The following is a 13,005-nucleotide window of genomic DNA, read 5'->3' as shown; positions in this document are numbered from 1 at the left end:
AACCCGCAGCCGCTGACGCAGCCTGCGCCAGCGGCTGGGGGGTTAAGCGTTATGGCGGTAGTGGGCGCCGGTATGCCGTGCAGGCAGATGCGCATCACCTTCGCTAAACAGTTTTTGGCGCAAGCTGCCCCTGTCATAGGCCGTTTTGTACGAACCCCGGCGTTGCAGTTCAGGGATCACCAGGTCGATGAAATCGACGTAGCTTTCAGGGGTGACGATGCGAGTCAGGTTGAAACCGTCCAGCCCGGTTTCTTCAATCCATGACTCCAGTTCATCGGCGACCTGCTCTGGCGAGCCAACCACCGTCATGTAGCGCCCGCCCAGTGCGTGTTGGTCGAGTAATTTACGGCGCGTCCAGTCGTTGTTTTGCAGCACTTGGGTGGCTGACTGGATGGCGTTGCTTTTCACGTACTGGATCGGTTCGTCCAATTCGTAGTCCGCAAAATCGATGCCGGTGGAGCTGGCAAAGTGCGCCACGCCCGCTTCGGCGCTGGCGTAGCTCAGGTATTCCTCGCGTTTGGCCTGCGCCTGAGCGGGGGTCGGGGCGACGATCACGTTTAGGCCCATGAACAATTTGATGTCGTCAGGGTTGCGCCCGGCCGCCACCGCGCTGGCGCGCACTTTGTCGACCTGGGTTTTGGTCGCAGCCTTGGTTTGGCCGCTGATAAACACGCATTCGGCATGGCGCCCGGCAAACTCCAGCCCGCGCTCGGAGCTGCCCGCCTGAAACAGCACCGGGGTGCGCTGCGGTGACGGCTCGCACAGGTGATAGCCCTGCACCTGATAGAACTCGCCGTCGTGTTGAACTTTGTGCACTTTGTCGGGCTGGGCGTAGATACGTTGTGTCGGGTCGTTAAGCACGGCGCCGATTTCCCAACTGCCTTCCCACAGTTTGTAGAGCACCTCCAGGTATTCGTCGGCCTGGTCATAACGGCGGTCGTGCTCGACTTGCTCTTTGAGGCCCATGGCCTTGGCGGCGCTGTCGAGGTAGCCGGTGACAATGTTCCAGCCCACGCGTCCACGGCTCAGGTGGTCCAGCGTCGACATGCGACGTGCGAACAAATACGGCGGCTCGTAAGTCAGGTTCGCGGTCAGGCCAAAACCGAGGTTTTTAGTGACGGCAGCCATGGCTGAAACCAACAGCAACGGGTCGTTGACCGGCAGTTGGATCGACTCTTTGAGCGGCACTTGCACCGAGTTCTGGTACACGTCGTAGACGCCCACAATGTCGGCGATAAACAGCCCGTCAAACAGCCCGCGCTCCAGTAACTGCGCAAGCTCGGTCCAGTATTCGAGGGTGTTGAATTGTGTGGAGTTGTCGCGCGGGTGTGTCCACAACCCGTGGTTGATATGGCCAATGCAATTCATGTTGAAGGCATTGAGCAGGATTTTCTTTTTGGCCATCAGATGGTCCCCCGCAGTGGCGGGTTTTCATCGTTGAGGTAGTAGTTACCTATCGCGTGGTACTTCCAGCGCACCGGGTCATGCAAGGTGTGTACCCGGGCGTTACGCCAGTGACGATCCAGGCCATGTTCGGCCAGCGTGGCCTGGCTGCCCGCCAGTTCAAACAGCGTGCTGCCCGCTGCCAGGGAGATTTCAGTGCTGATGGCGCGCGCTTCTGCCACGGCAATGGAGGCTGCCGCGACGGTGCTGGCGTTCGGGTCGCCCTGGGCAATGTCCAGAAACTCCCCGGCGCGTTCCAGCAAGGCTTCGGCGGCGCTCAGGCGTACGCTCAAATGGCCGAAGCTTTTTAGGGTCAAGGGGTCTTCACTGGCGATGTCGGTGGTGGCGTCGATCCAGGGCCGGGTTTTGGTGCGCACAAAGTGCAGCGCATCTTCAAAGGCGGCGCGGGCGATACCGGTGTCGATGGCGGCATGAAGGATTTGCGCCAGCGGCCCGACCGTGGTGGGACGTTCGAATGCACTCTGGAAAGGCACCACGTCTTCGGCGGCCGCAAAAACGTTGTCGAGCACCACTGAACCGCTGCCTGTGGTGCGCTGGCCAAAGCCGCTCCAGTCATCAATGATGCTCAGGCCCTCGCTGTCGCGGGGTACGAACGCCAAGTGCTGCACGCCGTCGTCGTCCACCACCAGCGTGGGGATGCGTTGCGCATACAGCGCACCCGTGGCGTAGAACTTGCGACCGGTAATGCGAAAGCCGTGTTCGGCCTTGGCCAGATGGGTGGTGCGTTCATGAGCATTTTTAGTGCCCAGTTCAGCCAGTGCATTACCGAAGCGCTCGCCCGCCAGCACCTGGGCATACAGGCGTTGCTTTTGTTGCGGGCGACCATTTACCCGCAGCACTTCGAGGGCATAAAAGTGGTTTTGCGGGATTTGCCCCAGCGAACTGTCGGCGGCCGAAATCAACGCAATGACTTGGGCCAGCGTGGTGTTGGAAACCCCGGCGCCACCGTAAGCCTTGGGCACGGAAATGCCCCACAGTCCGGTGTGGGAAAACAGTTCGAGTTCATCGTGCGGCAAGCGCCGTTCACGGTCGCGCAGTGCGCTGTCGCGTTTCAACACGGCGGCCAGCTCATGGGCGACCTTCAGGGCCTCGGCGTCGCTGTGCAGCACCGGGACCTGTTTGGATGTCAGTGACATGGTGTTCTCCAGCGTCAGATCCAGGAATGTCGGGCAGGCAAGGTGCCGTTAAGGCGATACGCCCCGATGGCGTGGTATTTCCAGCGCACCGGGTCGTGCAAGGTATGCACGCGGGCGTTGCGCCAGTGCCGGTCAAGGTTGAATTCGGCGAGGCTGGCGCGGCTACCGGCCAGTTCGAAGAGCTTTTCACTGGCCAATAGCGACAGTTCAGTGCTCAGCACCTTGGCCTCGGCCACCGCAATCGAGGCGCGTGCAGCCGCTTGGGCGTCTATCGGCTTTGCGCTGACCTCATCCAGCACACGGCCCGCTTTGCGCAGCAGCGCATGGGCGGCGTGCAGTTCAATGCTGAGCTTGCCGATGTCGGCAATCACATAAGGGTCATCGCTGTTGCGCTCCACCTTGGCGTCGATCCAGGGGCGTGAGCGTTCGCGTACAAAACTGATGGTGTCGGCAATGGCCTCGCGGGCGATACCCAAGTCGATGGCTGCCTGGATCAATTGCGAGACTGCGCCCTGAATATTGGGGCTTTCGTTGATGCGCCAGTTGTCGACGACCAGGTCGGCGTCTACGCGCACATCATTGAGCAACACGGTGCCGCTGGCGGTCGTGCGTTGACCAAAACCTGACCAGTCATCGACCACGCGCAAGCCCGGTGTGCCGCGTCGTACAAAGGCAATGACTTGTTTGCTGTCTTCGTTCAGCGCTTTGACGGCAATCCAGTGAGCGAAAAGTGCACCGGTTGAGTAAAACTTCTGGCCGTTAATGACGACCTCGTCGCCATCCGTGGTGATGCGGGCTTTGAGGTCGAGGGTGTTTTTACTGCCGCGCTCAGGCCCGGCATTACCGATGCGCCAGCCTTGCAGCACGCTGCTGAACAATTGCTCTTTTTGGGCGTGGGTGGCCGTGCTCTGGATCAGGTTAAGAATGCCCACCTGGTTTTGCGGGATTTGCCCCAACGCCGGATCAGCGGCCGAAATGATGGCGAAGACTTCGGCCAAGGTGACGTAGGACACCTGAGGCCCACCGAATTCACGGGGGACAGAAATACTGCCCAGCCCGCTTTGCGTAAACGCTTCGAGCTGTGACCAGGGTAACTTGCGTTGCTGATCGCGCTTGGCCGCGTGTTCGCGGGCCACGGCAGCCAGGGCATGCGCGGCTTGAAGGGCTTCGTTGTCGTTGCGCAGGACATGCGCTGATAACAACAAGGGCGCGACATCGTGGTCGCTTTGCAAATGTGCATTAGCCAAGTTAGACATCAGTACCGCTCCTTGGCTGCACTCAATGCCCTGGCGTTACGCACAAGGGTGATTGTGTTACTGACCATACCTACCTCGCATCTCAGGGAAGCGCCGTGTCAGCGGCGCGAATAAACGCTAGAGAGTCCGGTGGTCCGGTCTATATACCCTAATCGAGTATAAAAATTTAAAGAACTAACTTTTAGGAATATGGATAGACCTTTCTCACAGCCCGTTTGGGCTAGTCTCGCCAATTGGGCCTGGGTTCAGCGACGCGCAGTAACGCGTTGGAGGTCGGGTTTACATAGCGCCTGTTAGCACCCACCTTGAGCGTGCGTGCGGGCGCCCAACGTGAGTTGTTGCCGACGCGATCAATCACGCAGTAGGTGACTTCCAGTTTGGTGTCTTCCCCGGCTTCCTGAATGATGTCGGGTGGCACGAACACGTTGACGGCCTTGCCGATGTCCTCTCGGCGCAATTTGGGCACGTCCATGCGTATATCGCCCCACATCAAGGTAATGGCATCGTCGATGGCCATGTTGGGGTAGGGCTCAATGATCAGGGGCACACCGCGTTTCATTTGGCTGGCATTGACCCCATACCGCTGGATGGGGCCGGGAATCCCCACCGGTGCAAGCCCCTGGTTTTCTTCGCCGATGGCTTTGCCGCCGGGGCAATCAAGTTTAACCAACACCTTGAGTTGGGCTGAAAGAGCAGGACTGCTGCCGATATGCATCACGCGGTAATAGAGTCGCGCCGAGCCATTTTGAATAAAACTTTCGGGCACTCTTAGCTGGCAGGGTTGGCCGATATCAGACTTCACAAGTTGCCGTGAAGTTACATAGCAGCCGTCCCAGAACAATTCGATCAGGTCACCTTCTTCCATATCTAAGTAGGGCGGTACGGTTATAAATAGCTGCTCGGCGGCCCGGGCACAAATCAGCGGCTTATTAGTTTGATAAAGAGCGGGGGGTGCGAGTTTATTGGCGTGCGAGGTGAAAGGCATATGAACTCCGAAATCATTAATTTAATAAATGGCCGCGCACACCAGAGGGGGCGGTTCTCTAGTGAAAGTCAGGAGCTAGGCGCCTTCGTCTCTGAGTGCGCGTGATCGATGCCGTTCGCTCAATACAGGTGCTTGTGCAGCGCCGGTAAGTTCGAGCGTGGGCCGATCTGTTTTATTAGATAAGAGGCTGGATGGAGGAGTGTCAAGTTTGAAGTTGGTGAATACGCATGTCGTCTTATTATTCAGAAAGATCCTACCGGGCGGGCGGTGGAACCGGAAAGTCATTATCCTGGTCGACATTTGTTATCTCAATGTCTGCACATAATTAAATAGGTGGGCGGTGCAAGTCGATGTGCAAAGTGCAATATATTTAGAGCGGCCTAGTTTCTGGCGGCGCAAGCGTAGAGAAGTTGTCGCGCAGAGGGTAAAAGTTTCCTACGTTAAATTTATATTTTTCGGGGTATAGCGTTCTGCGTGTCATCTTTAATACGCTGTCGGCACATGGCTCAGTGCCATTATTTGGATTTTTTCGGGTTTCCTCTAGTCTTGCGGGCTGCGCGTGGCGCTTTTGCCATTAATTTCACATTCAGTCTGCATAATGCCTCTTGCCTGAGCAGCCTGCGTAACCTGTTTGTGTTACTCAGACGTAGCAAAAATTTTCTGGAAGAGCACATCAATGGCCACCGATCCTCTGCTGACCCCATCTGTCCGCCAACCTTCTCGCTTCTCGTTGCGCTGGTATTACTGGCTTTTATTGTTGGCAGCATTGCTTTACGGCGTGGCAGCCGTCATGCACTGGGATGATCGGGGTGCATTGTGGGTATTGGAGCGGTTTGAAAGCAGCTCCGAGCAGAGCGAAAGCGTCTGGCTGCCCGATTACACGGCAGTCATCGATGCCAAGCCTTTGCCCGGCATGGAGAAGGACGAAGCCTCCGATCTGGCGTATTCCCCCCTCAGCAAAACATTGTTTTCGGTCATGGGCAAAAACCCTTTCCTGGTCGAGCTGACACTTGAGGGTGATGTGTTACGCAAAATTCCTCTGGTGGGCTGGAGTAACCCGGAAGGTCTGACAGTCATGGAGAACGGGCTGTTGGCCATCGTTGATGAACGTGAACATTTGTTGACGATTGTGAAGGTCGATGCCAACACCAAAAGCTTGAACATTGCCGATTTCCCCAAGTACAACCTGGGTGTTTCCAAGGATCAGAACAAAGCATTCGAAGCCATTGCCTGGGACCCGCGTCGCCAACAATTATTACTCGGTGAAGAGCGTCCACCTGCCATGTTTGTCTGGAAGAGTGATGGCAGTCAGGTTCTCACGGGCAACAAACAAAAAGTGCCCAGTGATGAGCTTGATCTGCGCAACCTCTCGGCATTGAGCATTGATCCTCGCACCGGCCACACCCTGGTGCTCTCAGCAGACTCGCACATGTTGCTCGAACTGGATGAACTGGGCGAACAAGTCAGCTTTATGACGTTGCTTGGCGGTTTCAACGGCCTTAAAAACACCATTCCTCGTGCCGAAGGCGTGGCCATTGATGAGCACGGCACGTTGTACATGGTGAGTGAGCCGAACCTGTTTTATCGATTCGAGAAGGCACCCAAATAAGCTGGGGCTAATGTAGGAATATTCTTAAAGGCGAAGAGGGGTGTTGTGGATTAAGGTTTAATTCATACAGCCGTGGTATCTACACGGCCTGATCTGATTTTTGAGTCATGCCCCCATGCGCCGTGCCAGCCGTTCGACCGTGTTTTTCATCAGCCTGCTGCTCGTGGTTTTTGTAGCAGGCGGGTTTGCTGCACAACATTACCGCTTGTTCGAGCGCACCTGGTTCAATGCCCGCCAACTCTGGGAGCCTATGGACCCCAACGCGATCAACCTGGGTGAGTATCGTGCTGTGCTGCAAGGCCAGAAAATCGAAGGGCTTGAGGATGATGTGTCTGCTCTCACCTACGATCCGTTACGAAAAACCCTGTTTACAGTCACCAACCAGAAAGCCGAACTGATTGAACTCTCCTTGGACGGCAAGGTGTTGCGCCGTATCCCGTTGATCGGGTTTGGTGATGCAGAGGCCGTGGAGTTCATTGGCCCCGACACCTACGTCATCACCGACGAGCGCCAGCAGCGACTGATCAAAGTGCATGTAGATGACGCTACGCGTTCCCTGGATGCCGCTGATGCAGAGCAATTGATCCTTGGCATCAATCTGTCGGGCAACAAGGGCTTTGAAGGGCTGGCGTATGACTCGGCGGGCAAACGGCTGTTTGTCGCCAAGGAACGTGATCCCATGCTGATTTATGAAGTACGCGGCTTTCCTCAAGCTAACCCGCAACAGCCGTATGCGACTCACGTGGTGAATAATCCACGGCGTGATTCGCGATTATTCGTACGTGACTTGTCGAGTTTGCAGTTCGATGAGCGCAGCGGTCATTTACTGGCGTTGTCGGATGAGTCCAAGTTGCTGATTGAACTGGATGTCGAAGGGCGCCCGATCAGTACTTTGTCGTTGAAGAAAGGTCGGCATGGCTTGAAAAAATCAGTCCCGCAAGCCGAAGGCATTGCGATGGACGATGAAGGCACGGTCTACGTGGTCAGTGAGCCGAATCTGTTTTATGTGTTCAAAAAGCCCTCGCCCGATCAGTGGTCACACTGCGCGGGCACTTCACGTTTAGGTAAATAGGGCGGTAAGTAGAGGGCCAGATAAGCCTCGAAAACCCGCATGCCTTCTTCGGCCATGCGTGGGGTAATGCTGGCGTGAAGCTGAATGGAGCGCGCATAGACCCGGTCGCCGAGCTCCATTGCCAGCGCAAAAACATCCACGTCATCGGGCAAGGCAGGCAGTTCAAAGTGGCGTGAAAACAATGCCTGCAATTGCTGGCCCAGTTCCAGATCGTGTTGACGGTCAGCCTGGGTCACTTCCGTCAGGCCGTGCTGGGCCAGAATCAGCTGCCTGGCAGCCCCATCCTCGTTGTAAATCCTTAGCATGCGTTGCTCAGCCTGACGCGCCAGGTCTCGCCAGCTCTTGAGGTGCTGATGTTCCACAGGTGCTTGCAGGCAAGCGCGGAAGGCGGCGTGTATGTCTGCGGTCAGCGCCTCAAGCAAGGCGGGCACACTGTTGAAGAAGTGATACACCGAAGAGGGTGGGATTTTTGCGCGCTCAGCCACGCTGTAAATCGAAAGACTGGCCACGCCTTCTGTCGCCAGCAGTGTGCGGGCGGCGTTCAATATGGTGTCGATTCGAGCCTGGCTGCGTGCGCGGGCCTTGCGAGGTGTAGCGCGTGAAGTCACGGGGGCCGTCATGGGTGTCTCCTGCGGGCAGCAGACATTGTACGAGCCGGATAGTCGGTTAGCCACCGACCCGAACCGCGCGGTTGCGCGCAGGGTGCGCCGGCCGCCTGTGCGCAGGGAGTATCAATTGGAAGGCGTGCAGTTGCGCATCCGATACTTCCATCGGGGTCTTCAAAATATGCCAGTTAATGCCTTCAATGTCGGGCTGCGCGGACATCGATTCTTTATAGGCGTAGTACTCACGCTGTTGTGGAAGCAGTTGAGCGATATCGAATTTCCCCAAGACAAATGCATCGCCCTTATGACGCGGCATTACGGCGAGTAACTGTGCAAGATTGGCGTTTTCCTGGCCTCTTTTAAAGACGATGGCGACCACAGCCACTTCGCCGGTTGAACTTCTATGCACCAGATGCGCGACCAGCGGGTAGCTGCGACCCTTTATGAGGTCTACTCCAGGCTGATGAAAATGCAACTGCTCAAAATCGTAGGACTTGGTCCCCAATGTGATAAGCCCCTTCATTTCGGTCCTGACTTCCAGGGTATGGCCAATATGCTTAACCGTTGCTGGCCCTGGACTGTATCGCGTGTCCAGTTCGGGCAGATGAGCGCGCAGTGAATGCTTGATGTTGATAGGTGACTGCAACTCTCCACACCCGTACGGCGCCCCTTCGGGGGACTGCTGCGAGCAATCGTCGGCCACGGTAGGCGTCGTAAAGTGCCAAGGTTGATCCTCAGACCGTGCACTGTGACAAACAAACAAGCCGATCAACAAAATGACCGCCGCGAGGCGATGGTGTTTTGTGTAGGGGAGCTTTTTAGCGATAGGCATGTAAATGCGGTCCGGTAAAGATGGCTGAGCACCCTGCGTGTGGCTCATTAAGCCGATCATCTTGGGAGCTCGGAGTACTTTTTTATGTAGGTTTTTTCCTGATTCCTTGTGGATAGCGACGTAAAAGAAGAAAGAAAAAGCCACAAAAAAACGCCGCAGGCTGTAAGGCCGGCGGCGTTTTTTTAGAGCAGCAATCGTTTACACGGTATGCAAGTACCAGTTGTATTCGAGGTCGGAGATGGAGTGTTCAAACTCCTCCAGCTCGCTCTCTTTACAGGCCACAAAGATATCGATGTATTTGGGGTCGATGTATTTGGCCATGACTTCGCTGTCATCCAGCTCACGCAGTGCATCGCGTAGGTTGTTTGGCAGGCTTTGCTCGTTCTGCTCGTAGCTGTTGCCTTCGACCGGAGCACCCGGCTCGATCTGGTTGGTCAGCCCGTGGTGAATACCGGCCAACACAGACGCCATCAACAGATACGGGTTGGCATCGGCACCGGCTACCCGATGTTCGATGCGCACAGCATCAGACGAACCGGTCGGTACGCGGATAGCCACCGTACGGTTATCCAGGCCCCAGCATGGCGAGTTCGGTACATAAAACTGAGCACCGAAACGACGGTACGAGTTGACGTTAGGGCATAGGAACGCCATCTGCGCCGGTAGGGTCTCCAGCACACCGCCGATCGCGTGACGCAATGCGGCGTTCTGCTCGGGATCCTCGCTGGCAAAAATGTTTTTGCCTTCTTTGTCCAGAATCGAGATATGTACGTGTAGTCCGTTGCCCGCCTGGCCTGGGTAAGGCTTGGCCATGAACGTGGTATCCATCTCATGGTCGTAGGCGATGTTTTTAATCAGGCGTTTGAGCAGTACCGCGTAGTCGCAGGCCTTGATCGGGTCGGCAACGTGGTGCAGGTTCACTTCGAACTGCGCCGGGGCACTTTCTTTAACGATGGCGTCAGCCGGGATGCCTTGCTCTTTCGCACCTTCCAGAATGTCCTGGAGGCAGTCGACGTATTCGTCGAGGTCGTCGATCAGGTACACCTGAGTCGAGTGCGGGCGTTTGCCGGAGATCGGCGAGCGCGGAGGTTGCGGGCGACCGTTCACGTTCTCCTGGTCGATCAGGTAGAACTCAAGCTCGAAAGCGGCGCAGATGGTCAGGCCAAGCTCGTCAAATTTAGTAACAACTTGACGCAGCACTTCGCGCGGGTCGGCGAAGAAAGGTTCACCTTCAAGTTCGTGCATGGTCATCAGCAGTTGCGCGGTAGGGCGCTTTTGCCACGGCTCGTTGCACAGGGTGTCAGGGATTGGATAACAGATTCGGTCTGCGTCGCCGATGTCCAGACCCAGACCGGTGCTTTCCACCGTTGAGCCATTGATATCCAGAGCAAATAGAGAGGCTGGCAGGTTGATGCCTTTCTCGTAAACCTTGTGGAGGCTGGTGCGTTCAATGCGCTTACCGCGCACTACACCATTCATATCCGCAATTAGAAGGTCAACGTACAGAACCTCAGGATGTTCCTTAAGGAACGCGTTCGCTTCATTCAGCTGAACGGCACGCGGGGGTACCGACATGATGCAACACCTTTGTTGTTAAAAATATCAATCATTGAGCGCTACGGGTTTCAGTCAACCCGAACGGCATACCGAAGTCAAGCAGCCTCTTTTTTGCCCTAAAAAAGCGCTTAAAGGGCATTTTTGACGCTTTTTAGAGCGTCTGATGCCTAAAAAAAAGCGTGACGCCCGCAGGCTTGAGCGGGCCGTGTTGTATTTTTTACGGGGGTGTTGTGTAAAAAAATGAACAAGGCTAAGCTCGATTCAAACCCATAACAGCAATAATACCGGGGTGTTACATGTCACGCCTGCCGTTAATCGGCGTCACCGCCTGCACCAAGCAGATCGGTTTGCATCCTTATCACATCACCGGTGACAAGTACGTGCGAGCAGTTGCGGTGGCAGCCCAAGGCTTGCCTCTGATCGTTCCGTCTTTAGCGGAGCTGATTGATCCGACCGATATTCTTGACGGTCTGGACGGCCTGCTATTTACCGGGTCACCTTCCAATATCGAGCCTCATTTGTATCACGGTCCTGCCAGCGCGCCCGGCACGCTGCACGACGCTGACCGTGATCGCACCACACTCCCCCTGATTCGCGCGGCACTGGCTGCCGGCGTTCCCGTGCTCGGCATTTGCCGTGGCTTTCAGGAATTGAATGTAGCCCTCGGCGGCTCGCTTCACCAGAAACTGCATGAAGTCGAAGGCTTTCTCGAGCACCGTGAAGACCCGAGCGCGCCAGTCGATGTGCAGTACGCACCCAGCCACGCCATGCACGTTCAACCCGGCGGCGTATTGGCGGGCTTGGGCTTGCCTGCCGAGTTCGACGTCAACTCCATTCACACCCAGGGCCTTGATCGCTTGGCCCCCGGTTTACGGGTGGAAGCTACAGCACCCGATGGCCTGGTAGAGGCCGTCTCGGTCGAGGGCGGCAAGGCTTTTGCTTTAGCTGTTCAGTGGCACCCCGAATGGCAGGTAAGCTCTAACCCGATTTACCTCGCCATCTTTCAGGCATTTGGCGATGCCTGTAGAAGGCGCGCAACCCAACGCGACGCCGATGCGTCAGTAAACGCCTGACTAATTCAAGTCAGGACACTCAGCCCAGAGGCATTTATGAGTAACAACCTCGACCAGCTCACCGATTGGTTGAAAGACCACAAGATCACAGAAGTCGAATGCATGATCGCCGACCTTACCGGGATTACTCGCGGGAAGATTTCGCCGACCAACAAGTTCATTGCCGAAAAAGGCATGCGCCTGCCCGAGAGCGTATTGCTGCAAACCGTAACGGGCGACTATGTCGAAGACGACATCTATTACGAACTCCTCGATCCGGCCGACATTGACATGGTCTGCCGTCCCGATCAGAACGCCGTATTTCTCGTGCCTTGGGCGATTGAGCCTACGGCTCAGGTGATTCACGACACCTACGACAAGCAGGGCAACCCGATTGAGTTGTCGCCGCGCAACGTGCTGAAAAAGGTCCTCAAACTCTATGCCGACCACGGTTGGCAGCCGATCGTGGCGCCAGAGATGGAGTTCTACCTGACCAAGCGCAGCGACGACCCGGACTACCCGTTGCAGCCGCCTGTCGGTCGCTCCGGTCGCCCCGAAACCGGCCGTCAGTCCTTCTCTATAGAAGCTGCCAACGAATTCGATCCGCTGTTCGAAGACGTCTACGACTGGTGCGAGCTGCAAGAGCTGGATCTGGACACACTGATCCACGAAGACGGCACCGCGCAGATGGAAATCAACTTCCGTCACGGCGATGCGCTGTCGCTGGCCGACCAGATTCTGGTGTTCAAACGCACCATGCGCGAGGCCGCGCTCAAGCACGACGTGGCCGCCACCTTCATGGCCAAGCCCATGACCGGCGAGCCTGGCAGTGCCATGCACCTGCACCAGAGCATCATCGACATCGAAACCGGCAAAAATGTCTTCTCTAATGAAGACGGCAGCATGAGCCAGCTGTTCCTCAATCACATCGGCGGCTTGCAGAAGTTCATTCCAGAGCTGTTGCCGCTGTTTGCACCGAACGTGAACTCCTTCCGTCGTTTCTTGCCTGATACCTCGGCACCGGTAAACGTGGAGTGGGGCGAAGAGAACCGTACGGTAGGTTTGCGTGTGCCGGATGCCGGCCCACAAAACCGCCGCGTCGAGAACCGCTTGCCGGGCGCCGACGCCAACCCGTACCTGGCGATTGCGGCCAGCTTGCTGTGTGGCTACATCGGCATGGTTGAAGGCATCAACCCGAGCGCACCGGTGGTGGGGCGCGGGTACGAACGTCGCAACCTGCGCTTGCCGCTGACCATCGAAGATGCTCTGGAGCGCATGGAAAACAGCAAGACTGTCGAGAAGTACCTGGGCACCAAGTTCATCACCGGCTACGTCGCGGTGAAACGTGCCGAGCACGAAAACTTCAAGCGCGTCATCAGTTCGTGGGAGCGGGAATTCCTGCTGTTCGCCGTCTGACACGCCGGAGCCGCGCTTGGG

The 13,005-nt window shown here is 56.6% G+C and carries 11 protein-coding genes; 4 read left to right on the top strand and 7 right to left on the bottom strand.

Translation table 11 applies throughout. The features are described from left to right. Positions 1–42: 42 nt before the first annotated feature. The 4 genes from ACP7A4_RS07075 to ACP7A4_RS07060 all read right to left on the bottom strand — a co-directional run bounded on the left by ACP7A4_RS07075 (position 43) and on the right by ACP7A4_RS07060 (position 4,841). Entirely contained in the window at positions 43–1,404 is a 1,362-nt protein-coding gene (locus ACP7A4_RS07075) for an LLM class flavin-dependent oxidoreductase (RefSeq protein WP_426246155.1), read from the bottom strand. Further along, positions 1,404–2,600, bottom strand: coding sequence for an SfnB family sulfur acquisition oxidoreductase (locus ACP7A4_RS07070; protein WP_426246153.1), 1,197 nt, complete (start codon positions 2,598–2,600; stop codon positions 1,404–1,406). Before ACP7A4_RS07070 ends, ACP7A4_RS07075 begins: the two co-directional genes overlap by 1 nt. 14 nt (positions 2,601–2,614) lie before the next feature. After that, entirely contained in the window at positions 2,615–3,856 is a 1,242-nt protein-coding gene (locus ACP7A4_RS07065) for an SfnB family sulfur acquisition oxidoreductase (protein WP_426246151.1), read from the bottom strand. Between the two features lie 220 nt (positions 3,857–4,076). Continuing rightward, positions 4,077–4,841, bottom strand: coding sequence for a hypothetical protein (locus ACP7A4_RS07060; protein ID WP_426246150.1), 765 nt, complete (start codon positions 4,839–4,841; stop codon positions 4,077–4,079). A gap of 676 nt (positions 4,842–5,517) precedes the next feature. On the opposite strand from ACP7A4_RS07060, the gene ACP7A4_RS07055 reads away from it, so the two are divergent. Continuing rightward, entirely contained in the window at positions 5,518–6,450 is a 933-nt protein-coding gene (locus ACP7A4_RS07055; protein ID WP_059765666.1) for an SdiA-regulated domain-containing protein, read from the top strand. 115 nt (positions 6,451–6,565) lie between these two features. Further along, a complete protein-coding gene (locus ACP7A4_RS07050) occupies positions 6,566–7,522 on the top strand; it encodes an SdiA-regulated domain-containing protein (RefSeq protein WP_426246149.1) in 957 nt (318 codons plus the stop codon). Here ACP7A4_RS07050 and ACP7A4_RS07045 read toward each other — a convergent pair. From ACP7A4_RS07045 to ACP7A4_RS07035, 3 genes are read right to left on the bottom strand one after another with little or no spacing between them, the layout of a single operon-like run. Next, the gene (locus ACP7A4_RS07045) at positions 7,480–8,130 is read right to left on the bottom strand and encodes a TetR/AcrR family transcriptional regulator (RefSeq protein WP_059766207.1); all 651 of its coding nucleotides are present in this window, start codon (positions 8,128–8,130) and stop codon (positions 7,480–7,482) included. The two genes, ACP7A4_RS07050 and ACP7A4_RS07045, sit on opposite strands and share 43 nt — an antisense overlap. A 58-nt stretch (positions 8,131–8,188) precedes the next feature. Further along, on the bottom strand, positions 8,189–9,103 hold the full coding sequence (locus ACP7A4_RS07040; RefSeq protein ID WP_426246147.1) for a carbonic anhydrase family protein: 915 nt from the start codon (positions 9,101–9,103) through the stop codon (positions 8,189–8,191). 54 nt (positions 9,104–9,157) lie between these two features. Further along, positions 9,158–10,534: a glutamine synthetase family protein gene (locus tag ACP7A4_RS07035; protein WP_059765661.1), complete on the bottom strand. Its 1,377-nt coding sequence runs from the start codon at positions 10,532–10,534 to the stop codon at positions 9,158–9,160. A gap of 278 nt (positions 10,535–10,812) precedes the next feature. On the opposite strand from ACP7A4_RS07035, the gene ACP7A4_RS07030 reads away from it, so the two are divergent. Together ACP7A4_RS07030 and ACP7A4_RS07025 are read left to right on the top strand one after the other, a co-directional pair. Then, entirely contained in the window at positions 10,813–11,589 is a 777-nt protein-coding gene (locus ACP7A4_RS07030) for a gamma-glutamyl-gamma-aminobutyrate hydrolase family protein (RefSeq protein ID WP_426246145.1), read from the top strand. A 36-nt stretch (positions 11,590–11,625) separates the two neighbouring features. Further along, positions 11,626–12,984, top strand: a complete 1,359-nt coding sequence (locus ACP7A4_RS07025) for a glutamine synthetase family protein (protein ID WP_048363986.1) — start codon at positions 11,626–11,628, stop codon at positions 12,982–12,984. Positions 12,985–13,005: the final 21 nt, after the last annotated feature.

Source organism: Pseudomonas sp. TWR3-1-1, assembly GCF_049896545.1.
In the GTDB taxonomy this organism is placed as follows: Bacteria; Pseudomonadota; Gammaproteobacteria; order Pseudomonadales; family Pseudomonadaceae; genus Aquipseudomonas; species Aquipseudomonas weihenstephanensis.
The sequence above is the reverse complement of the archived record's forward strand: the minus strand, read 5'-3'. Positions and strand labels throughout refer to the sequence as shown.